Here is a 22767-nt window from a genome sequence, read left to right as displayed (position 1 = left end):
CGAATACATGCAGCTTTTTTGCTATTAATTACTCATTCTATCAGCCTTGCTCTTTTTCAAGAAAATCTTTGAACCAATAGAAGCTTTTTTTAGGTACGCGTTTCATATCACGCAGATCATGATTTCCTCTATTAACGTAAACCATCCCGTATCTTTTTTCCATATCACCTTTTGAGCTAGGTAGATCAATTAATCCCCAGCCAAGATAACCTAGTACTTCACAGCCGTCAATGCTCATTGCATCTTGCATTGCTTTAATATGTTGTTCATGGTAATAAATGCGGTAGTCGTCTTGAATAGGTGTATTGCCATCCCATGTTTCTTGCGTGCCTATCCCATTTTCAACAGGGAAAATCGGTAGATTGTATTTTTGATACATCTTGTTGATGATATCTCTAAAGCCAAGAGGATCAATTCCTAGATTCCACTCATTCATTGAAACAAATGGATTTTCCACTTCACCATAAGTCAAATAATAATTTGGCGCAATATCTACTGGAATGTTTTTATGGCTGATACTTCCGGTACAATAGTAACTGAAGGCTAAATAATCGCTTGTTACTTTTCCAATCTCAGCAAGTTCTTCCTCTGTCATATCTACGTTCAAATGCTGTTTTTCAAACGCCAAAACTTGCTTCGAATAACCACGTCCACAAAAGGCATCCAAAAGATTCTGGTTGATAAATTCATCCCATTCTCTCGCAACCAATATATCTTTGGGATGATTAGTCGCAGGGTACATATTAGAATAGGCTAACATCCCACCAATTTGCCCATCTGTCGTTTCATGGATGTAGTTGGCGATTTTGGCATGTGCGACCATGATATTATGCGCAATTTGATGAATATTATCCGCTGTATCTTCCGTATTCAATGTTCCTCCATATAATAGTGCCAACGGTGTTGAATACAAATTTTGTTCATTGAAAGTTACCCAATATTTGACTTTGTTCTTGTAGCGATCTACCATTTTTTTTCCGTATTCCACAAAAGCATCTACGACATGTTTACTCATAAATCCATCGTAATTCTGCGCAAGATGAAGCGGCATATCAAAATGATAGAGACATAGCATCGGTTCAATATTCCGTTCTAACATCGCATCGATATAACGATCATAAAATAAGAGTCCTTCTTCATTGAATGCCCCATCACCTGTTGGATTGACACGCGACCAAGAAGTTTGGAAACGATAAAAGTTCATGCCCATTTCTTGCATCAAATCAAGATCTTCTTCATATCTATGATAGCGATCAATCCCATGTTTCCAATCTGAGGTAGTTTCAGTGGCTTCACGAACGTCATAAACAGACAACCCTTTTCCACCTTCGTTCCAAGCACCTTCAGTTTGCATACTTGAGGAGGAATCTCCCCAGAAAAATTTTTCCTTTACCATCTTATCATTCCAATCATCGTTCTATTTATAATTTGTCAATTTCCTTTAGCAATCGTTTAAGAAAGACTCGTCTCAGCATTTGTACGAGCAACCCGTTCACTGATTTTTAAGAATGGCAGATAGAAGAAGACTAACGCGACGATAATGACTGCTTGAACAACAATTGCTCGCCAATCACCTGCTGTTGCTAAAAAGCCACTTAAAAACGGTGGTGTCGTCCAAGGAATTGGCACCACACAGCGATTGACTAGCTGCATCGATGTTGCTAAATAGCCAATGGTCGTACCTATGATCGGTGACAATACAAAAGGAATGATCATCGGTAAGTTGAAGACGATCGGTAATCCAAAAATCACAGGTTCATTGATGTTGAAAATATTAGGGCCTAACGCCAACTTAGATAAATCTTTATATGCTTGATAGCGACTAAAAATCAATATTGCTATCACTAAAGCAATCGTCGAACCCGTTCCACCCATCAAAGCGCCATATACTTGGTGAAACGCTGAGTTAATGATGTGAGGAGCAGCTTCACCATTCGCAGTAGCTGCCATATTCTCATTCATATTTACCATCAACAATGGATCTAAGATCGGACCTGTGATGACAGATTGGTGAATACCGAAAGAAAATAGTAAGTTGCCAAAGCAAACTAAAAATAAGTAACCAATAAATGACGTACCTACACCACGTAACGGTTCTTGGATGAATTGCTCGATGATTCTCATAAAATCATTTCCTGTTAGTTGGATCAAAAATGAAGCAAAGGCAAACAATGAAACGACAATGATCAATGGAAACATCGTGTTAAAAGATTTTCCTACCGCTGGCGGAACACTATCTCCTAAGTTGACTTGCAATTTTTTAGAACGTGTCAGACGAATGTATAGCTCTGTTGCCAATAATCCAGTAATGATGGCAGCAAAGACTCCTTTTGAACCAATATTCCCGTAACTGATGACCCCACTGATTTCCACAGCCGTTTCCCCATTGATCGGCGTTGTCTCGATCATTGTTGGAAGCAACGTCAAAAATGCTGGAACAACAGCGATCACGACGCCAATTGGATTATCATACTCTCTATTTTTTGACAAGAAATAGCCAATGGTGATCACAAGAATAATCCCAGTGATATTAAGGGTCGAGTTCGTAATGATCGATCCCCAGTTTTGCCAAGATGCCATTGTGTCCGCGCTGATCATATTTTGGAACCAACCTGACGGATCTAACACTACCGAATTAATTAAAATAGCAATACCTGCTAAAATGAATAAAGGCATGATAGTAGCAAATGAATCACGTAGTGTTCTTAAATAAACTTGATTGCCGATTTTTTGAGCTGTTAAAACAAATTTCCCCATCAAAGCTTCCCTTTTTTTCTCATCCATTTATTTATGCCTCCTGAATTGTCTATAGTTGTATATCAATTTCTAATACAGAATATCACCTGTAAGCGTTTTTGTAAACACAAAATTAAAATTAGTGTATACTTATTTTCAAAAGAAAGAAAAAAGACCACACTTGATCGTGACAAGCACAGTCTTTTAAGTATTATTATCTAATTGATATCTGCTACTATTTTCCCTGACGTATAGGGATATCTTGTCTTAGATAGATCAAACGGCGTACCATCATCAAAAAAGACGATCTGATTGGTTTCCAAAATCGGGTCGCCTACCTCGATCTCAAACTCTTCACTGTCTAAATGATTTGCTTTTGAAGCAATGATCACTCGACGGGCCGCACTGACCACATAACCTAACTCTTCTCTGATATAGTTATAGATAGACCCCTTTAAAATCTCTTCATCCAAATCTTTGATGTACTTAAGAGGCATGATAGATGTCTCTATACTTCTCGCCTCTTCATCGACATATCTCACTCGTTTAATATCATAGACCGGATCAGTCGCCTTTATTTTCAATTCTTCAGACTCATAAGAAGTGGGAAAACGCACATCAAAGCGGATGATTTTACTGGTCACCGCCGTCCCTTCTTGAGCAGAAGTCCCAAATACGCTATTGATCTGGGTCACACTCTCATTGTCCTTTTTTATATTGCTCCTAACATATGTCCCTGATCCCCGTCTCGTGTAAAGTAAAGATTCATCAATCAATAACTGTATCGCTTTTCTGACAGTTACTCGACTCGTATGATAGGTTTTTGCCAATGCTTCTTGGTTTGGTAATAGCTCGCCTTCTTTAAATTCACCCTCGATAATCTTATTTTTCAAAGAACGAGCGATTTCGATGTATTTAGGCATATTCATTTCACCTCCAAAATTTGTATACACTTATTATAATATTAGATTAACAAGCAAATGTAAACAACCTTTACAACTATAACTAATAAATAAATGACTAGTCAGTCAGATGTTTATTCATTTACTAACATATCCGCTTTTCGGAATCCAAAAAAAGCCTTCAGAGAAGCCCAATTCTCTGAAGGCCAGGTGTCACTCAAGTCTTTGTCATTTGTTACCTATTGATTTTATCATGTTATATCTAAGCTAGGCATACAACTATTTCTGACTTTTGCAATGAATGTTGAAGTACGAATAAAGATGATTTACTTCGCCAAACGATAGATAGCATCCGCATAAATCGCTGTCGCACGGAACAAGTCATCTAGACTCATAAATTCATTTGCTTGGTGCATCGTATCTGTGTAGCCTGGGAACATTGCGCCATACGCCACACCGCGTTTTAATAAGCGTCCATATGTGCCACCACCGATGATTTGCTCATAGCCTTTTTCGCCGGTATGATCTTCGTAGACTTGTAATAATGTTTCAACCAACGGATCATCCATTGGTACATAATGTGGTTCCATTACACGGGCACCACGAGTAACTGAGGCACCTTCGTCTGCTACTGTTTTGTTCAGTTTGCTTTCTAATTCATCTGTGGTTGTGCCTTTAGGAAAACGGAAGTTCATGTTGATATAGTTATCGTCTTCTGAACCATTTTCTTTAAACGCAAACAACCCAGCGTTCATTGTTAGTTTACCCATTTTTTCGTCTTCGTGGGCAACGCCTAATTTCTCACCATAAAAGTCTTCATGGACGTAAGTAGCTGCCACATGGATGAATTGTTTAGCTGCACCAATAAATTCATAATTATCAAGGAAGCTCGCTAAGAAAGAGCCGGCATTGATCCCAGATTGTGGGCTTGCGCCATGTGCCCCTTTTCCGACTACGTTGATCGTAACAAATGTATGTTCTGCTTCAATCGAACCATTGATTGGGTTTGCTTCAATAAATTCATAAAATGCCTTTTCTAATGCAACTGCTGCATCTGCGCTTGGTACTTCAATTTTTGCAGTCGCTGTTCCTGGCACCATGTTTTCACGTAAACCTGACGTAAATGATTTCAATACATAGTCGCCGGCATTATCGCCTTTAAAACGGAATGCGAAAGAAACATTGCCTTTTTCTCCGTTGATGATCGGGAATTCCGCATCTGGTGAGAAACCGAAATCAGGTTCTTCTTCATGTTCAAAGTAGTAAGCCATATCTGCCCAACCACTTTCTTCATCACTACCTACGACAAAGCGAACTTTTTTCGATAATTCTAAATCTAGGTCTTTGATGATTTTCATCGCATAATAGGCAGCCATACTTGGACCTTTGTCATCACTTGACCCACGAGCAAAGATTTTTCCGTCTTTGATCACTGGTTCGTAAGGATCAGTATCCCAACCATCGCCAGCAGGCACAACATCCATATGCCCAAAAATCCCTAAGGTTTCGTCTCCTTCACCTAAATCGATGTGTCCTGCGTAATTGTCCACGTTTTTTACAACGAAGCCATCACGTTCACCATAAGCAAGCATGTGTTTCAATGCGTCACGAGGCCCAGGTCCAAATGGTGCATCTGCAGTTGCTTTTGAATCATCACGTTCACTGCTTACGCGTAAAAGATTTTTTAAGTCTTCAAGCAAGTCTTCTTTACGTGCTTCGACTTCTTTTTGCCAATTGATTGTCATAAAGTTACTCCTCCACTCATTCAGTCTACGAGTTCATCATAACATAAATCAGACAAATTGTTTAAAAAATCAGACAACGGATAAACGAAACAGTTTTTTCCATAAATATTATAAGCTATAATGAAAAAAAGGAGGCTTTCCCATGGAATTAAATGAACGATTACTCCAACAAGTGATTACTCCTCGCCCCATCGAATCTCATAAAGGTACATTTGGTAAAGTCCTGTTGATTGGCGGAAACGAGCAATTCGGTGGTGCGATCATCATGAGCGCTTTAGCAGCTGTCCATAGTGGCGCTGGCTTGACAACTGTTGTAACAGATCCTAATAATCACGTGGCCGTCCATAGTCATTTACCAGAGGCAATGGTAGGGGATTGGACAAATAAAGAAACATGGCATTCGGCTTTTGAAGATGCCGATGTCTTACTGATTGGTCCGGGATTAGGAACCGACCAACAAAGCCTTGAACTTCTGCAATTTGTCCTAACAAAACAAACAGAAAAACAATGGTTAGTCATTGATGGTTCTGCCCTGACATTGTTGGCTAGGCATTCGCTGGAGCTTCCTTATCCAGAGCATACCGTTCTCACACCCCATCAAATGGAATGGCAACGCGTCAGTGGATTGCGTTTAGATGAGCAATCTGAAGAGAACAATCAGCAGAAACAACAAGAATTAGGGGCATCCCTGGTTTTAAAAAGTCATCAAACAACGATCTATGGGCAAAATGGCATCTATTACAATACAGCAGGTTCACCAGCTATGGCAACAGGTGGTATGGGGGATACGTTAGCTGGCATGATTGCTGGTTTTTTAGCTCAGTTTCCAAAAAATGACCAAACGATCAGTGCCGCTGTCTATTTGCATAGCATTATCGGCGACCAATTAGCAAAAGAGCAGTATGTCGTTTTACCGACTCAAATCAGTCAGTACATCCCAAAATGGATGCATTATTTTAGTCAAAGATAAGAAGGAGCGTCACAATGGAAAAATATACCGGCTACCTTAGAGAGCCTTTTTATTACGAAACCGATCAAATGGGTATCATTCACCACAGCAACTATATCCGCTGGTTCGAAGAAGCACGTGTTGCGTTGTTAGAACATTTAGATTTTAGTTACAAGAAAATCGAGGAACAAGGCATCATCATCCCTGTACTTGGCGTAAGTTGCGAATACAAAGAGATGATCCGTTATGGGGACAAAATCTTGATCCAACCGATTATCGAAAGCTACACAGGCACACGCTTGAATTTCCGTTATGAGATCTACGACACAGAAGATCAGCGTTTAAGGACGACCGGTACAAGCCAACACTGTTTCTTGCTTGCAGAAAATCAACGTTTAGTCAAACTAGGCCGTGTCAATCCTAGCTTGGATAGTCTGTTTAAAACTTATGCAAACATCGACACAGACCCTGATTCTGCAACAGAAATGAAATAAAAGAAAAAATAAGTGTTTATTCTTGCCTTTTAACCCCTGATTTGTATAATGGAAAGAAAAAAAGCAGGTGATTATAATGTATGTCGTGAAAGTCTTACACGGTTATATTGATAAAACTGGCTGTCGCACACGTGAAAAAAACCCGGAAACCTTGCTTGTCTTCAAAGACAAAAAAGAATCAGAAACCTTTGCCAATCAAATCGGTGGTCGTGTCAAACAACTGCAGGAAGTTCGCCCAGATTGACTGTTGCTTTCGTGAAAGGATGAGATGTTCGCACTATGGATATGTATTGAAAAGAGTCGACAAACCAATCGTTTGCGGCTCTATTTTTGTGTTTCTGTTCGCTGATCTGCTTACCTCCCCCTTATTCTGTTCTCAGTAAAGGATATGCTATACTGGATATAACTTTTTGAAAGGGGTGTTCTATGGGGAACAATTTGCAACAACAAGCATACGAAGCCATCAGACAACAAATCATCTATTCTGAATTAGCTCCTGGGAGTAAGATTTCCGACAGAATCTTAGAAGAACAACTAACGATTGGACGCACGCCGATTCGAGAAGCATTAATCCAACTTAGAAATCAGGAATTGATCAAAACAATTCCTCAATCCGGTACATATATCTCAAAAATCGACATACGTTCCGCAGACTTGGCACGTTACATGCGAGAAAAATTAGAGCAACCGATTTTACAAGAGTGCAGTGCTAAAATGAACGATACCGCTCATCAACGCTTGGAGATGATTTTAGAACAGACGGATCAAGCCATCTTGGCACAAGACAAAAAAACCTTCTTTCTTTTGGATAAAGCCTTTCACCAAATGTGTTACAAAGTCGCGGGGAAAGAAGAAATATGGACTTGGCTTGAAAGCTATAGCACTCACTTAGATCGTTTCCGTTGGTTGCGTTTGACGATTTCTGAATTAGATTGGGGCCGTGTATTAGATGAACATCAAATCTTATTGAGAGCCATGAAAGAACACGCACTTGATGAAGTGGGCTTTCTTTGTAACCTCCACCTCCATATGATCATTGAGGAACAAGAACAAGTGATCCTTCATTATCCGAGTTATTTTGAAATAATCTCTTCTGAAGTATAATGAAAAAAGGCGTAGCCTCCCGAACTTTCAGGAAGGACTATGCCTTTCTTAGTCAAAACGACTGAAATGACTGGACGAGATGCTCACACAATTGCGGATCATATGGCCAAGTCATAGCGACTTCTAACACATATGGTGAGAAGCCCACGTTATTCAACTTCTTCGAAAAGCTCATCGCTGCAATCTCACTCAATGCTCGGATCTTAGACTGATGACGATACCCAAAAAATCGCCATAGTTCTAGGGTTTTCTGTTGGGTATACAATGTAGGATCACGTGTTTCAAGATGATGATATAATTCATGCGCTAAAATCAAAGAAGTAACTTGTTCCAGTGGGAGCTCAGTGATCTTTTCCTGTTCAAATTTCTGAATTGGTTCTGTCATTAAACAGATCCCCGTTGTTTCATCGTAAGTCGCGAGTGTCAAACGATCATTCCGCCATGCTGTTTCTCCATAGGAGATAGCGACATCGAATGTACGACAAAGCGCATGAATATTCCTTGTACGGTACTTTCGATAAATCACTTCTGCTAACCTTTCTCCACATTGTCTCGCCAGTTCTCCCCACGCTCGTTGCTCAGAAAGTGAGAATTTCCCTACTAAAAGATCTCGTTGAAATTGATAATCACACCACTGTTCATCAGAAATCGTCAGCAATTTTAAAATCAACTCATCTAGTTTATTTTTGCTTGATATTCCCCGCAATCACAATCACTTCTTCCTCTGGATCCAACATCGCGATTTCTAACTCCATCAAGAGTTGTAGTTGTTCAAATTCTGTCGCCGAAAAATCTGCGACACGCGCGCCGATACATAGATAAAATTCCGGTCGAGCAATCAGTTCAGTCTGATAGACTGCAAGTTCTTCCCATAACTGTTGGACAGCGGCGAGATACTGTTCAGCTGTGGTTTTCAGACATTTCGCATACCCTCTTTGAACTTTGATGAATCCTTTTTGATCGATGATCCGTAACGCACCGATCACATGCTCTGGGTTATTTTCTCCAATCACATAGAAGTAGTCAGTATTCGCTAATAAACGAACATCTTTGAGGGACATCTGTAAATCTTCTGCAGCTAATGTCAACGCCTCTATTTCACTGATCTGCTTTGTTAAGTCAGTCGCTTTGACTTCCGTTGAACCTGTGGCAATTGCCGTGATTTTTGAGGTTTGAGGATCAATTTCAACATGGACTTCAATCGATTCTGGTGTAGCGCCAGATTCGATTGCTTTATTCATCGCTTCATTTTTCAATCCTCGAATATCTTCTTTGCTTGGTGAAGGAATGATCCGTTCCACTACATCTCTCACCATCGCTAATGCCACACCGATAGATGAGATCACTTCCGCATTTTCTGGTATTGAATACTTAACACCCATTTTCTGACTAAAATAAGTAATTAAGGACGCTGCTCCACCGCCTACCCCAACCAAGGAGATTTGCTCTTTTTCCAATTGATATTTTTCTGCCAGTTCCAAAATCACTGGTTCGATTTTTGCATAAGCTTTTGCCATGATCTGCTCAGCGATATCTTCCACAGAAGTCTGACAATAAGCTGCTAAAGCTTCCATGGCTTTTCTTGCGGCTTGTGGATCACCATAGGAAAAGTGTTCTTCTTGGACAAGCCCAAGAACATTCGCTGCACATGTGTTGGTAATAGTGACCTCTTTTCCGTCTGCCAAAATCACTTTGACATAATCAGCCGGATCTCCCTCAATGGGTGAGAAAAAAACGATTTTCGGTTGATCGATTTTTTCAATCGGTGTGAATACAGCATAATCCAATCCAGCGATATGGGCAGAACGTGGTCCCACGTCAAGGATCCCTGTGCGATCTGCCCGAACCATTGAACCACCGGCCACACCTAAGACACGAACATCTAACGATGAAATATAGGTCGCATGACCGCCGACCACTGAGTAATCGATGGCTGGACGCCCATTCCTGATAACACCAATATTGGTCGTTGTCCCTCCGACTTCAAAATACACACCATTCGAGGCACGTAAATACATCAAAGAACCCATGACAGAGGCAGCTGGACCTGAAAGCATCGTTAATACTGGTCGCTTCTTCATTTCAGCGATTTCCATTACCCCACCATCACCACGCATGATCATCAAAGAAACATTGACACCGGCAGTTCGAACGGAACGTTCAGTTGATGTCGCTGTTTCTAACATTTTAGGCAAAATCGAGGCATTGATCGCTGCCGTTCGTGTGCGTCTCGTCAAACCATAAAGCTTTGTGATTTCAGAAGCCATCGTTGTTGGTATCCCTTGTTCCGAAGCAAGTGAATAGATGACTTGTTCTGGTTCACTATTATCTACGCCAAAAGCCATGGAAGAAACTAAAACTTCCGCCTGTTCTTTTTTCAGTGTAGCAATCGTCTCTAACACTCGTTCATTTGTCAATTGTTTGATTGGCAAGAACACATTTGCAATGTCTATTTTTCGATTATTCCCTAAATCGATTGGGGCTAACCGAGTTTGTCTTTTCGCCAGAAACCCTTCGAAACCGCCCTTTGCCATTCCGATCACTCCTACTTTTGCCACATCTCCTTCAATCAAGGCATTCGTTGCTTGAGTTGTGGAATGAGCGACAAAAACAACATCCTCGGGGCTGATTTGATTTTCTTGCAAACAATTTTGGAACGATTGTACGACCCCGGCAGCTACACCCTCTGGATGGTGATGCGTTGTTTTAACAGATGATTTACCGATGATTTCATGTGTCGCATTGTCGATTGCGACTGCTTTTGTATGGGTACCGCCTACATCGATGCCCATTCTTACTGCACGCTTCATTTTGCATCCTCCAAATTTTTTACTTTCTATACCTATCAAAAATTACCATAAAGGATCAACGTCAAGATACAGACGATCACACCGATCGCCCACCCTGTCGGAATCGATTTTTTCATGAATTCACGAGAGGAAACTTTTGTATACCCTAATCCCCATGCGATCCAGGATTGAGTGATATCTAAATGCTGTGGCGCAATGGTCGTCGTCGCAAATAGTGGAAATAAGAAGGCCACGGGCATCGTCGGATTGACGGCTAAAACTACTGCTAAAATTGCTGATCCCGAACCGACTAGACTCAACGGACCACGGAAAAAACCCAGAGGCGTCAACAATGCAAAGGCAAGTGCTAACACAAAAGGTGTCTGAGGAATAAAGTCTCCCAAAATTGCAGAGAAATAAGAAGAAGCATATACCGCCGAATTATTGAACATCGCTAAAGTCATCAAAAAGCCAACCATCGGTGCTACATCTGTTGCTCCATCTGTAAATAATTTAGCGAATTGCCGACAAATCTCCTTGTATCCCCCACGTAATTTCCCTGTAAATAGCAACGCCCAGATTCCTGCCAACATAAAACCAAGAATGATCGGGATTTCTAACACCACTACTCCTAATACAGGTATAACGACTGCCAACCAAGAAATCATTGGCGCTTCCCCACCTTCTCGTGGAAGTTCAGCTGCCATTGCATAGCGTTTCTTCGGGTTCATTGATATATTAGCTACAAGTAGAACGATTACTAAACTTACGATCATGCCAATCATTCCGATTTGAAAGTAATCATTGTATGTATAATTTTCAGCCGCAGAATTAAAACCTGCATAGATTGTTTGATATTGCTTGAAATTGACAATATTTGCAAAGATCCCTGCCATGATCGAACCCATGAATGCAAATAGAGCAACAGGTGCAGTAATTCCTAACGACATCAAAATCGGTAAAACGATCACGGCAATTGAAATCACTGGACCAATCCCGGTCATCGACATAAAAATAATTGACGTTACAAGACACAAAAGGCTCATCGTGATCCGCGGTTTATCACCGCCAAGCTCTACGACTTTTCGAATCAATGTAGCCGCTATCCCACTATCTACCAACACTCGACCAAAAAACGCACCAAAGAATACATTCACTAAAATCGATTTCGCATATTCCGCTGGACCAGTAGCATATACATGGGTCAACACATCAATGACTGACTGTCCTTCCATTGCAGCATTCGGTGAGAAAAAATTACCAATCAGCGCCAATCCCATCCAAATCGTCGCCATGATCGCTAAACCGACCATCAAATTAAGTCCTTTGACACAATACCAAACCATAAAAAAGAACGACAAAATCAACAACATGCCAATAATCATTTCGCTCATAGACTCACTCCATTCTATTTCATCTCACTGATATATCAGTTGACTTATTCTACCCTACAGAGAAATCGCTTTCATTAAATATTAACGACAGAATAAGTACATATGATTAAAAAAGATTCATTACGAGCTACTGAAATGTTTTTTGAAAAAACATTTCATTTAGCTAACTGTATAAATAGATTTACTATCTAAGATAAAAAAATAAGCAATGATCACCTTTCTTTTCAAAAAAATATCATGTACTTTATTTATTGGGTTATTTCAATCTATTTGTAGATAACAGAAATTTTATTGAAGAATGATAGCTATAAAAAAACACACCTAAGCAAGCTTAGACGTGTTTTACTTTAAATCCTATATTTATCTTGAAACGGTCACTCCCTGTTCATTTGAAGCGATGTTTACCGCATCCATGATCTGACCGTCTTTGGATAGCACAATAATATTGACGCCTGTTTTATTTCTTGATACATCGACGCCGTCAATTTTAATTCTAGAAAATTGTTGCTCCTCATAAGACGTAAAACTAGAAACCATGGAGATGTTCTTATCAGTGAGTTTTTGGTTAACTTCATTATAATTTTCATTTTGCGAAAGAATAGGAGTCTGATTCTCTTGACGAATACCAGTAAAATTCCAATCATGAGTAAACTTCTGTAAATCAAGATCCGGTAAAAGTTTTGCTATTTCTACTGCTAAAGCTTCACTCATTTGTTGGGACTTGCCTGCACCAGCAATCAGAACTGTATAATCTGAGTCTTCTAATTCTTTTAGATATTCCTGATAATCCCAAATATTCATCAACGTTGGGTCTCCATTTTTATAAATCGTATTCCAAGCATTTTTAGAAACCGATCGAATCGTCTCCAAGCCAAAATATTTAGCATTTGAACGGTTGATCTGAGAGTCTATGTTCGCTCCAACGTGTGACAGTGCGCTAGAATATGCTGGATAGGGCATCCCTTCATTTGCATTGAAATCAGCGATCAAAGGATTTAGATTACCTTGCTTTTTCTGGTTCTCTACATACCTATATTGTTCGTTGATATCACGATAAGACTGAACGATACCTTGCACACCTAAGACAAAGGAAAATAAAAATTGAACAATGAGAATTGAGCTGATCACACTATAAAAACTTCCAGCTGTTGTCTTTGTTAATTTATCTGGCCATTCGATTAACATCGCAATAATAATATACAATGCGCCACCAAAGAATGACCGCCCCCAGTTAAGTCCAGTTGGCGAAAGAGATAACACATAGATAGTTGCTAGTCCGGCAAGAATATATACATATGAAAGTCGGAACCAGTTTTTATGCTGGTTAAAAATAATACCTAATGCAATTAAAATAGCCGCTAAAACAAATAATTGCAAACTGTTTTCGTAAAGAGTTCGTGTAATCCCAAAAACACCAGTATATAACTTACGAGCAAATGACCATGTACTACGGTCGAAGTACGTTGCTCGTATCGCATTCCCAGGAGCCGCAACCATCATCAATAATCCAAAGATTGCTCCACCTAAACCTGAAAACAACCATACCTTAATCGGTCTTTTCTCTTGATAGATAAAATAGATATACCCTAAAACAACAAGAATCGCTCCACCAGATGTATTTTCATTACACCATCCGGCAAGTATCCCTAAAACTGTCATAATAATAATCTGCAATGGTTGACTGAATGGTAGTTCTCGACCTTTTGTATAATAGCGGTGATACATAGAAAGGAAACTAATAATGAGGATGCCACCCCATAGATAATTCGCCGCTCCAGTCTCCCATAAGATCGTTTGTCCGAAAGTTGGGACAAATAACCAAATCAACAAATTGATCATTAAATATTTAAACACATAAAAATTCTTATTATCTTTAGTTGATATTTTATAGATCAAAATGGTTAGTAAAACATAAATCAATGGATTCATAAAATTGAATACGATTTTTGGCATCAATAAAAATAAACGCGCAATGATATGGACCACTGACCGACCTGTCCAATTCATGTATTGCATATATTCGTCATGGAGAATAGTTGAAAAACTTGTTGTTTTGTACATGTATTCAATATCATCTGCAATCAATGGCGTTAAAAAATTCAAGATGACCATGACTACGTAAACAGAAACTATCACAATCATCTTTTTATGCTTGCAGATACTATCGATTATTCGATTCATTTTGTTCTTCCCTTCCAACAATTATTTAAGTGAATACTTATGAATATTATTATAACATTTTAAATCATTGGGTGCTCTTAAATGAAACAACGCTTTTTATCATTTTTTGTCTCATAGTTTCTTTGGCTTCAGATAGGTTCACTACAAAATGAACATTTCATAAAAGATCTTAATAGAAAACAATAAGAATAAATGTTTGTCGAAGCCTTTTCATTCAAGATCTCAACAAATCCACAAAGCCTGAGCGGTTATTCATTCGTGGGGAATATAGTCTCGAAAGACAGAAAAGAAGAAATTTCTAGGAGATTTTATGAGTTGAGTAGTTGACTAGCAAAAATCATCTGAGGCAAAACAAAAAAGCTTACTAGGAATTAACAGGAACAAATTTCTAGTAAGCTTTTTTATATTATGATAATGCCATAACGCCTAATTCACAAAATTTCTTTTGCTCCTTAGTACGCAGTGTCTATGGGCTATGACCGACACCTTTCCTTTGTGTATTAATCATAGCATAATGAAATGACTTTGGGAAGAATTTTAAATGCTATTTAATGATTTAGATAAAAACAAAAAAATATTTTTCATTTTATTATGCTTTGAGTAATGCTTTTTATTTAATTTTGCACGATAAATAAAGCTTCTAATTTCTTTTCTTCTAGCAAAAATCATTTTTTCGCTTTCAATATATTCTTTATATAAAATCATCAGACAAAAGATATCATGAATCTTTGTATGTTCAAGTAAATTATTGTATAGTGAAATTTCTTTCCTACTAACATTCTTATTAATTTGATATTTTGTAAGAAAACTTTTTACGTTGGAAGAAACAACAAGACTACCTGAGTGATTTTTATTTGCAATATTCATCAATATAGGACGATTATGAGAAGAAGCATTTCGAATACGTTTGATCATTATCAGTAATTCCTCAGCGGTTTTATAATACGCATAATTATTTTTCTGTTTATCAACATAAAACTTTATAAAGTCTATCAATTGCCCAAAATTCAATTTTTCTATTAGTACCCAAACTGGAACAATCTTGCTATTAAAATATTTCCGTGATATTTGATAATCATAATCATTAGGGTCAGATACATTATAAATTGTTCTTTTTAAAATCGGCTTATAATTAACATTTATGTAATTTTGTCCATAACGTTGTCTTAGTACTTGTTGTTTTAAATTAAACTTTACTCTCTCAAAGGAATCAAATTCATTGACGATAGCATACCCATCCTCAGTACTATTCGTTATGTCCTTAATTAAGTTCTTTTTTAAACTGTGTTCTATGTCTAAACATAATTTATTAAATAAATGTCTCATTCTCATATCTATTATTGATAAATCATATAAATGAAAAAAGTCTAAATCAATATATTTATTGTTGCTATCTTTTCTAAAATTTCTCTTGTAACAAGTAATTTTATAATAAAAATTGGTGTTTTCAAGTATATTCTGTGCTTCAGTAACTGTTAAAATATCACAGCTAATATTTTTATCCTTTGTTAAATATGCGAGTTGGTCAGATAAATTTAGTTTCATAATTCCCACCCATTCAATATTATTATCTAAAAACAGACTCATCAGTTGTAAGTAGAGGATTAATCTTATTGAAAATGCTGTCTTCACTGGAAAAGTTTAATCATGCTAGAAGATTTTATTTCTTTTTTAACTAATTTCCCAGCATTATATGTGTCAATTTTGTTATTTCCTAAAAGATTTATATAAAGCTAATTCTGTAAACTTCATAAGATCATTAAATATCAGCAAATTATGTTTACTTTTATCAATTAATAATTCCATTCCACTTCAAAAGCTCCAAAAAAAGAACGAATGTTCCTATCTATTTTATCATAAAACCGCATTCATTTCTACAATTCAAACTTACTAAGCTTTATCCTATATGGTTCAACACGGAAAAATATTTTTCGCTATAAAAAAAGAACAGACAGAAAATAATCATCTTCTGTCTATTCCAAACATTCTAACATTTCTATTTACCAACTTCATTTGATAGAAAGTCGGTTTACGCTGTTAAATTATTTAGCTAAAGCATCTTTTGCTTGGTCAGCTAATGCAGTAAATGCTGCTGCATCATGGACAGCCAAGTCAGCTAACATTTTGCGGTTGATGTCGATTTCAGCTAATTTCAAACCGTGCATCAATTTTGAGTAGCTTAAGCCATTCATACGAGCCGCTGCGTTGATACGAGCGATCCACAATTTACGGAAGTCGCGTTTCTTTTGACGACGATCGCGATATGCGTAGTTGTATGAATTCATTACTTGTTCTTTTGCTGTTTTAAATAAAGTGTGTTTTGAACCGTAGTAACCTTTTGCTAATTTCAGCATTTTTTTGCGACGTTTACGAGTTACTGTTCCACCTTTTACACGTGCCATGTATAATTCCTCCTAATAAAAATAAATCTTTAAATTTCAGTTATTTTACGTTCTTATTTCATTTTTGCTAGTTGTTGACGAATACGTTTGAAATCGCCACTAGAAACCATGCGCGCTTTACGTAATTGACGGCGTTGTTTTTTAGTTTTACCGTGGAAACGGTGACTTGTAAACGCACGGAAGCGTTTCAATCCGCCTTTACCAGTACGTTTGAAACGTTTTGCTGATCCGCGGTGTGTTTTTTGTTTTGGCATGACTATATTTCCTCCTCAAAATCTTTCGTTATCCGACTATTGACTGTCCAACAATCAGTTAGTCATTCAAATTACTTACTGTCGTTTTTCGGTGCCAGCGTCAAGAACATGCTGCGTCCGTCCATTTTCGCTTTTTGTTCCACTGTTGCAATATCAGCAGTTTCTTCAGCTAAGCGATCCAAGACTTTTTGACCAATTTCTTTGTGGGTAATGGCACGGCCTTTGAAACGGATAGAAGCTTTCACTTTATCGCCTTTCTCTAAGAACTTACGTGCATTACGAAGTTTTGTATTGAAGTCATTCAAATCAATCGTTGGACTTAAACGAACTTCTTTTACATTGATCACTTTTTGTTTTTTACGCGCTTCGCGGTCTTTCTTTTGTTGCTCGAAACGGTATTTTCCGTAGTCCATGATTCGCGCTACTGGTGGTTTCGCACCTGGAGCAACTAACACAAGATCCAAGTTTGATTGTTCTGCAATTTGCAATGCTTCTGCTTTTGACTTAACTCCTAATTGCTCACCATCTGAACCGATCAATCGTAATTCACGTGCACGAATGCCGTCGTTAACCATCATATCCTTTGCTATGGTCATTCACCTCCAAATATTATGAGAGAAAGAAAAGCTTACCGAATGAACGGCAATAAAAAAACGAGTTCTTTTGATAGAACCCGCACGTACTCCACCTATACTACATATAGATGAAAACTATCTAGCCCAGTGACTGTATCAACTAAGGCGAGAAGCGGGTGCTTCTGCTTTTATTTCTCAACTTAATTATCATACCAAATCTATTTCTTTTTGTCAATCATTTCTTCACTTTTTTCTATTTAATCGTAGCAATTCTTCTTCACATACAGCTCAGTAATTAGACATTTTTGTTGCTTCGCTTATCACCAATCGAATCTGTCCCCCTACTGCTACTACCTCATTTACGTTTTATATAATTCCACTTCTTTTATTTTAAGATAACTAAAATATAATCTGGGGGAAATCATTTGATTCTTAATACAAAGAAATATTTTTTTATAAAAAAATGTTCTTATTTTCCAAACACGGTACCAAAAACCCTAAAAAATCAACATTATAACAAATCATATTATTTATGTTTCTATTATTTTTTTTACCTACACATCGGTATAAACTGATTCGTAACTATTCGTTTTTTTTGATAATCTTAATTCCAGATAACACGATAAAGAGATAATTACGAAACTCGTCTTTTATTATGCGTTATCTAAATCTTATTTACATATGGAGGGAAAAATGAAAAAACAAATTTTGGGTACCGTTTTATGCTCGGGGATTTTATTTGGAGCAAGCTTAGCGATCGGGGAACAAGACGCTTCTGCTCACGGTTATGTTGAATCACCGATCAGTCGCGCGTATCAAGGGCACTTAGACCGTAACGTCAACTTAGCTGCTGCAATAGCTAAGTATGGTCCTGTGGTTTACGAACCGCAATCATTAGAAGCCGGTAAAGGATTCCCGGAAAGAGGTCCTATCGACGGTCGCATCGCTTCTGCCAACGGAGCTGTTCAACGAAGCTTTGTATTAGACAACCAAACAGAAACAATGTGGACAAGACAAAACTTAGAAACAGGAGCGAACACATTCAGATGGCGCTATACACAATCTCACCGTACAACTAAATGGCATTATTATATTACTAAAGTAGGTTGGAACCCGAATGCACCACTGAAACGTAGCGATTTAGAATTGATTACAGAAATCCAACATGATGGAACTGCTTCTGCAAATAATCGTAACCACACAGTCAACATTCCAAACGACCGTATCGGTTATCATGTTGTTTTAGCTGTATGGGACATTCATGATACAGGCGGTGCCTTCTATCAAGTAGTCGATGTCAACTTGAAAGGTGATTCTGCGATTCCAGTAGCACCAACAGCACCACAAAGCGTGCGTGCGACGAATGTAACTTCTTCAACTGTCCAATTAGCTTGGAATAGTCAAGCGAATACTGCATCTTATAATGTTTATCGTGATGGCGCATTGATCGGAAATACATCATCGCCAGATTTCAATGATACAAACTTAACTGCGGATACTTCTTATAACTATGAAATCGAAGCAGTTGGACAAACTGGCTTAGTCTCTGCTAAGACAGCTTTGACAGTAAAAACTGCAACAGAAAATGCACAAGAAAAACCAACTACACCGACTCACTTACACTCAATGGGTCAAACAAGTTCAAGTGTTTCATTGATGTGGGGCGCTTCTACTCATTCAAAAGGAATCAAACAATACAACATCTACCGTAACAATCAATTGATTGGTTCAACAAAAGAAACAGCATACGAAGTGTCTGGATTAGCTGCAAACACTGCCTACTCATTCGTGGTTCGCGCAGTCAGCAATACGGATGAACTATCTGATGCAAGCAATGCGTTATCTATTACGACAGATCACGATGACAATGGCGGCGACGGTGGTGGCGAAGTCACTCCAGGACGTCAATGGACAGTAGGAAGCTTATTCGCACCGGTTTCTTATACAGCAGGCGAAGAAGTTGTTCACAACGGTGTAACATACATCACTTGGCAATCTCACTTGAACTACGGAGATACAAACTGGGCACCCGGAATTGCTCATGCCTTATTCTATCCTAAATAAAATAAACCTTATAAACATAATTAAAACGATAATATAGAAAACATTCCACGTAAACAAAACCCTATAAAACTGAGGCTAGAACAACTTTCTTTTCCTCAAAAATAAGCTAGCACCTGTAACATTCGAGACGAATTATACAGGTGCTAGTTTTTCAAAGTGCTCATCCATTATCACAGATTGTAAAACACATTCTCTCCCTCTTCGTATCCAGTTCCTTCTATAAATAGATAAAATATATAGAATTGCTTGAGATGTAGTATTTAGTCATCTCGAAACTCTTGAATCCAAATAAACGATATTCTAAATTGACTTTTTTCGATAATAAGACCGAACACTCCTATCACAATCTCAAACCAAAAAATTGATGATCAAATCTACAAAAAAGGACTAAAACAGTCAATAAAAAGATATATTTTAAAAATAATCAAACGTCAAAAAATAACTATAAGCGCCATTCCAAGCTTTCTCAATTAGAATAAAATTTTATCTTTTTATTTTTTTATTGTTATTTATTATACAAAATAAATAACTAATAAGAAATAAAAAAGACAATAAAAATGCCTTTAAATCAATATTTATTCATGTTTTGGATAAAAACACCCTCATTTGACGTCAAGACCCAAATTTACCTAATGTTCGGTATAAACAGATTATTCAATAGTGCAATTCTCTGATAATATTAAATACAGATAACAACGAGACACATCGAACGAGTCATACTCATCGACCTTATTAGTTATCTAAAAATATCATTTTATCTATGGAGGGAAACATGAAAAAGCAAATTTTAGCAACAGTTCTATGCTCTAGCGTTTTATTAGGAGTAGGTTTATCTATCGGAGGACAAGACGCTTCAGCTCACGGTTATGTGCAGTCACCGATCAGTCGTTCTTATCAAGGACACCGCGACCGTCTAATTAATCACGATTCTGCATTAGCAAAATACGGTCCAGTAATCTATGAACCACAATCATTAGAAGCATTGAAAGGCTACCCAGCAGCTGGTCCTGCTGACGGACAGATTGCTTCTGCAAGCGGTGCAGTTGGAAACAACTTCAACTTAGACCGTCAAACTTCGACTATGTGGACAAAACAAGACTTGAACACAGGTCCTAATACATTCACTTGGCGCTATACACAATCACACAGCACCACTAAATGGCATTACTACATCACAAAAGCTGATTGGAATCCAAATGATCAGTTAGATCGTAGCGATTTTGAATTGTTAACAACGATCAACCATGGTGGGGCTCAAGCTTCAACAAATCCATCACACTCAGTGAACATCCCTAATGACCGTCTTGGTTATCATGTTGTTCTAGCAGTTTGGGATATCGACGATACACGAATGGCATTCTATCAAGTAATCGATGTGAACTTGAAAGGTGATTCAGCAATTCCAGTAGCACCAACAGCACCACGTAACGTTCGTACTACTAACGTAACTTCTTCAACAACTCAATTGACTTGGGACGGACAAGCAAATGCTTCATCATTCAACGTTTACCGTGATGGTCAATTATTAGGAAACACAGCTTCACCAGATTTCAGTGATCAAAACCTAACTGCAGAAACTACATATAAATATGAAATCGAAGCAGTTGGACAAACAGGTCTAGTTTCTGAAAGAACAGCTTTATCTGTTACAACTTTATCTGAAACTACAGAAGAAAAACCAACTGCACCTAGCCACTTACACTCAATGGGTCAGACAAGTTCTAGCGTTTCATTGATGTGGGGAGCTTCTACTCACTCAAAAGGAATCAAAGAATACGAAATCTTGCGTGATGGCCAAGTAATTGGTTCAACAACTGAAACTGTTTTTGAAGTAGAAGGCTTAAAAGCTGAAACACAATACTCATTTGTAGTACGCGCAATCAGCAATGAAGGCGATGTTTCAGATGCAAGTAACACATTAACAATCACAACTGACCGCGATGAAAATGGCGGCGGTGACGAAAACGGTGGCGATGGCGGAAACGGCGGCGGTGAAGTCGTTACTGGACGTCAATGGACAGTAGGAAGCTTCTTCTCACCTGTTTCTTATACAGCCGGTGAAGAAGTTGTCCACAACGGTGTGACTTACATTACTTGGCAGTCTCACTTGAACTACGGTGATACAAACTGGGCACCAGGAATTGCTCACTCATTATTCTACCCTAAATAAATCAACTCACTACCCTTTGTTCGACTAAACAACGATTGAAATAAGCAAGAGGCAACCACTCATTTGTGGTTGCCTCTTTTTTGTGATTTTTTATTTGGACCATTCAAAGTTCCACTTCAGTCAGAACATTTTTATACGCTGATTTCTTCACGGATCTCCGTTAGTTTTTCTTCGATCATTTGTAACACTTGCACTCTCGCTGCTTCATCTTCCACAAAGTTCAAGCAGTCACCGTCGATTTGAATCTTAGGACTTTCATCATAAGCTTCATACCATTCATCATAACGGCGATTCAATTCTTGATAGTACTCATAAAGACTAGGATCAAAAGAAAGTTGCTCATATGCCCGCCCTCTTTTTTCGATCCGTTCTAACATGGTTGAAAAAGATACGCGAATATGAACCAATAGATCGGGATGTTTTTTCGATGCCGCATAGGGCAATTCTTCCATCATGTTCGCCAATAATTCATCGTAGACTTGGACTTCTGTTGCTGTCGCTCGACCAAGATCTGCATTTAAATGAAATAATAATGAATCCTCATAGATCGAACGATCTAATACATTGTTATCCTCTTGCATCGCTTGCTTGATACTTGCAAATCGCTTATTCAAAAAATAAATTTGCAATAAAAACGCATATTGTTCAGGGTTTGCATAAAACAAAGGCAATACTTCGTTGTCATCGATTGATTCATAAAAGGCCTGACTCTTAAAATGGTCAGCAATCATTTTTGTTAAGCTTGATTTCCCTGCCCCTATCGTTCCTGCTAAAACAATCACACTCATTTCCCTCCAACTCACTTCTCCCACTAAATACAGTGTTTTTTTCTCATGTTTCTAAATATAACCCCAATATCTTGTGGTGTCAAACGAAATCGACAAGTTTCTTTCCTATGAAAAACCAAAATTTTATTAAGAAAATCACGTTTTTTGTCGAGAAATCGTATTCTTTATTTTACTTCTTGACTGGTTTTAGTAAAATAAAGAAGGACTGTTTTTTTGGACA

The 22767-nt window shown here is 38.0% G+C and carries 19 protein-coding genes and 1 other annotated feature; of the genes, 6 read left to right on the top strand and 13 right to left on the bottom strand.

Annotated elements, in window-relative coordinates:
• Positions 1-40: 40 nt before the first annotated feature.
• From IGJ19_RS01350 to pepV, 4 genes are all read right to left on the bottom strand, one after another.
• Positions 41-1396 (bottom strand): glycoside hydrolase family 1 protein, encoded by a 1356-nt coding sequence (locus tag IGJ19_RS01350; protein WP_074799611.1) that lies wholly within the window; start codon positions 1394-1396, stop codon positions 41-43.
• A 56-nt stretch (positions 1397-1452) separates the two neighbouring features.
• Positions 1453-2784 (bottom strand): PTS sugar transporter subunit IIC, encoded by a 1332-nt coding sequence (locus tag IGJ19_RS01345; protein WP_430604308.1) that lies wholly within the window; start codon positions 2782-2784, stop codon positions 1453-1455.
• 170 nt (positions 2785-2954) lie between these two features.
• Positions 2955-3659, bottom strand: coding sequence for a GntR family transcriptional regulator (locus IGJ19_RS01340; protein ID WP_071866158.1), 705 nt, complete (start codon positions 3657-3659; stop codon positions 2955-2957).
• A 305-nt stretch (positions 3660-3964) separates the two neighbouring features.
• Entirely contained in the window at positions 3965-5383 is a 1419-nt protein-coding gene (gene pepV, locus IGJ19_RS01335; protein WP_071866157.1) for a dipeptidase PepV, read from the bottom strand.
• Between the two features lie 142 nt (positions 5384-5525).
• Between pepV and IGJ19_RS01330 the strand changes: the two genes are divergently transcribed.
• The 4 genes from IGJ19_RS01330 to IGJ19_RS01315 all read left to right on the top strand — a co-directional run bounded on the left by IGJ19_RS01330 (position 5526) and on the right by IGJ19_RS01315 (position 7930).
• Complete coding sequence (locus IGJ19_RS01330) at positions 5526-6353, top strand: NAD(P)H-hydrate dehydratase (RefSeq protein WP_071866156.1); 828 nt, start codon at positions 5526-5528, stop codon at positions 6351-6353.
• 14 nt (positions 6354-6367) lie between these two features.
• Entirely contained in the window at positions 6368-6826 is a 459-nt protein-coding gene (locus IGJ19_RS01325) for an acyl-CoA thioesterase (protein ID WP_071866155.1), read from the top strand.
• A gap of 76 nt (positions 6827-6902) precedes the next feature.
• Positions 6903-7070, top strand: a complete 168-nt coding sequence (locus IGJ19_RS01320) for a hypothetical protein (RefSeq protein WP_169823213.1) — start codon at positions 6903-6905, stop codon at positions 7068-7070.
• Positions 7071-7252: 182 nt separating this feature from the next.
• A complete protein-coding gene (locus IGJ19_RS01315; RefSeq protein ID WP_272018240.1) occupies positions 7253-7930 on the top strand; it encodes a GntR family transcriptional regulator in 678 nt (225 codons plus the stop codon).
• Positions 7931-7982: 52 nt separating this feature from the next.
• On the opposite strand, the gene IGJ19_RS01310 is transcribed toward IGJ19_RS01315, so the two are convergent.
• From IGJ19_RS01310 to infC, 8 genes are all read right to left on the bottom strand, one after another.
• Complete coding sequence (locus IGJ19_RS01310) at positions 7983-8636, bottom strand: hypothetical protein (RefSeq protein WP_430604307.1); 654 nt, start codon at positions 8634-8636, stop codon at positions 7983-7985.
• A complete protein-coding gene (locus IGJ19_RS01305; RefSeq protein WP_430604306.1) occupies positions 8611-10740 on the bottom strand; it encodes a hydantoinase/oxoprolinase family protein in 2130 nt (709 codons plus the stop codon). Before IGJ19_RS01305 ends, IGJ19_RS01310 begins: the two co-directional genes overlap by 26 nt.
• A gap of 35 nt (positions 10741-10775) precedes the next feature.
• Positions 10776-12113, bottom strand: coding sequence for a citrate transporter (locus IGJ19_RS01300; RefSeq protein ID WP_074799608.1), 1338 nt, complete (start codon positions 12111-12113; stop codon positions 10776-10778).
• A 360-nt stretch (positions 12114-12473) separates the two neighbouring features.
• Positions 12474-14294 carry a DUF3329 domain-containing protein gene (locus IGJ19_RS01295; RefSeq protein WP_430604305.1) on the bottom strand — a complete coding sequence of 607 codons (1821 nt, stop codon included), beginning with the start codon at positions 14292-14294 and terminating at the stop codon, positions 12474-12476.
• A 537-nt stretch (positions 14295-14831) separates the two neighbouring features.
• Entirely contained in the window at positions 14832-15839 is a 1008-nt protein-coding gene (locus IGJ19_RS01290; protein ID WP_071866149.1) for an Abi family protein, read from the bottom strand.
• A gap of 497 nt (positions 15840-16336) precedes the next feature.
• A complete protein-coding gene (gene rplT / locus IGJ19_RS01285; protein ID WP_019723984.1) occupies positions 16337-16696 on the bottom strand; it encodes a 50S ribosomal protein L20 in 360 nt (119 codons plus the stop codon).
• 53 nt (positions 16697-16749) lie between these two features.
• The gene (gene rpmI, locus IGJ19_RS01280; protein WP_010736566.1) at positions 16750-16950 is read right to left on the bottom strand and encodes a 50S ribosomal protein L35; all 201 of its coding nucleotides are present in this window, start codon (positions 16948-16950) and stop codon (positions 16750-16752) included.
• Positions 16951-17021: 71 nt separating this feature from the next.
• Complete coding sequence (infC, locus tag IGJ19_RS01275; RefSeq protein ID WP_010736567.1) at positions 17022-17546, bottom strand: translation initiation factor IF-3; 525 nt, start codon at positions 17544-17546, stop codon at positions 17022-17024.
• 43 nt (positions 17547-17589) lie between these two features.
• Positions 17590-17719 (bottom strand) — a sequence feature (ribosomal protein L20 leader region).
• A 499-nt stretch (positions 17720-18218) separates the two neighbouring features.
• Here infC and IGJ19_RS01270 point away from each other — a divergent pair.
• Complete coding sequence (locus IGJ19_RS01270; RefSeq protein ID WP_074799606.1) at positions 18219-19589, top strand: lytic polysaccharide monooxygenase; 1371 nt, start codon at positions 18219-18221, stop codon at positions 19587-19589.
• Between the two features lie 772 nt (positions 19590-20361).
• Positions 20362-21759: a lytic polysaccharide monooxygenase gene (locus IGJ19_RS01265; protein WP_260697880.1), complete on the top strand. Its 1398-nt coding sequence runs from the start codon at positions 20362-20364 to the stop codon at positions 21757-21759.
• A 131-nt stretch (positions 21760-21890) separates the two neighbouring features.
• On the opposite strand, the gene IGJ19_RS01260 is transcribed toward IGJ19_RS01265, so the two are convergent.
• Positions 21891-22547, bottom strand: coding sequence for a deoxynucleoside kinase (locus IGJ19_RS01260; protein ID WP_074799604.1), 657 nt, complete (start codon positions 22545-22547; stop codon positions 21891-21893).
• Positions 22548-22767 lie beyond the last annotated feature (220 nt).

It is taken from the genome of Enterococcus sp. DIV1368b (assembly GCF_050529595.1).
Lineage (GTDB): Bacteria > Bacillota > Bacilli > Lactobacillales > Enterococcaceae > Enterococcus_B > Enterococcus_B mundtii.
Note: the sequence above shows the minus strand (reverse complement) of the source record. Positions and strands in the feature narration are given on the sequence as shown.

Coding starts and splice junctions, on each gene's coding strand:
- IGJ19_RS01350 (WP_074799611.1), bottom strand. CDS start 1,396: ATGGTAAAGGAAAAATTTTTCTGGGGAGATTCCTCCTCAAGTATGCAA.
- IGJ19_RS01345 (WP_430604308.1), bottom strand. CDS start 2,784: ATGGATGAGAAAAAAAGGGAAGCTTTGATGGGGAAATTTGTTTTAACA.
- IGJ19_RS01340 (WP_071866158.1), bottom strand. CDS start 3,659: ATGCCTAAATACATCGAAATCGCTCGTTCTTTGAAAAATAAGATTATC.
- pepV (WP_071866157.1), bottom strand. CDS start 5,383: ATGACAATCAATTGGCAAAAAGAAGTCGAAGCACGTAAAGAAGACTTG.
- IGJ19_RS01330 (WP_071866156.1), top strand. CDS start 5,526: ATGGAATTAAATGAACGATTACTCCAACAAGTGATTACTCCTCGCCCC.
- IGJ19_RS01325 (WP_071866155.1), top strand. CDS start 6,368: ATGGAAAAATATACCGGCTACCTTAGAGAGCCTTTTTATTACGAAACC.
- IGJ19_RS01320 (WP_169823213.1), top strand. CDS start 6,903: ATGTATGTCGTGAAAGTCTTACACGGTTATATTGATAAAACTGGCTGT.
- IGJ19_RS01315 (WP_272018240.1), top strand. CDS start 7,253: ATGGGGAACAATTTGCAACAACAAGCATACGAAGCCATCAGACAACAA.
- IGJ19_RS01305 (WP_430604306.1), bottom strand. CDS start 10,740: ATGAAGCGTGCAGTAAGAATGGGCATCGATGTAGGCGGTACCCATACA.
- IGJ19_RS01300 (WP_074799608.1), bottom strand. CDS start 12,113: ATGAGCGAAATGATTATTGGCATGTTGTTGATTTTGTCGTTCTTTTTT.
- IGJ19_RS01295 (WP_430604305.1), bottom strand. CDS start 14,294: ATGAATCGAATAATCGATAGTATCTGCAAGCATAAAAAGATGATTGTG.
- IGJ19_RS01290 (WP_071866149.1), bottom strand. CDS start 15,839: ATGAAACTAAATTTATCTGACCAACTCGCATATTTAACAAAGGATAAA.
- rplT (WP_019723984.1), bottom strand. CDS start 16,696: ATGGCACGTGTAAAAGGTGGAACAGTAACTCGTAAACGTCGCAAAAAA.
- rpmI (WP_010736566.1), bottom strand. CDS start 16,950: ATGCCAAAACAAAAAACACACCGCGGATCAGCAAAACGTTTCAAACGT.
- infC (WP_010736567.1), bottom strand. CDS start 17,546: ATGACCATAGCAAAGGATATGATGGTTAACGACGGCATTCGTGCACGT.
- IGJ19_RS01270 (WP_074799606.1), top strand. CDS start 18,219: ATGAAAAAACAAATTTTGGGTACCGTTTTATGCTCGGGGATTTTATTT.
- IGJ19_RS01265 (WP_260697880.1), top strand. CDS start 20,362: ATGAAAAAGCAAATTTTAGCAACAGTTCTATGCTCTAGCGTTTTATTA.
- IGJ19_RS01260 (WP_074799604.1), bottom strand. CDS start 22,547: ATGAGTGTGATTGTTTTAGCAGGAACGATAGGGGCAGGGAAATCAAGC.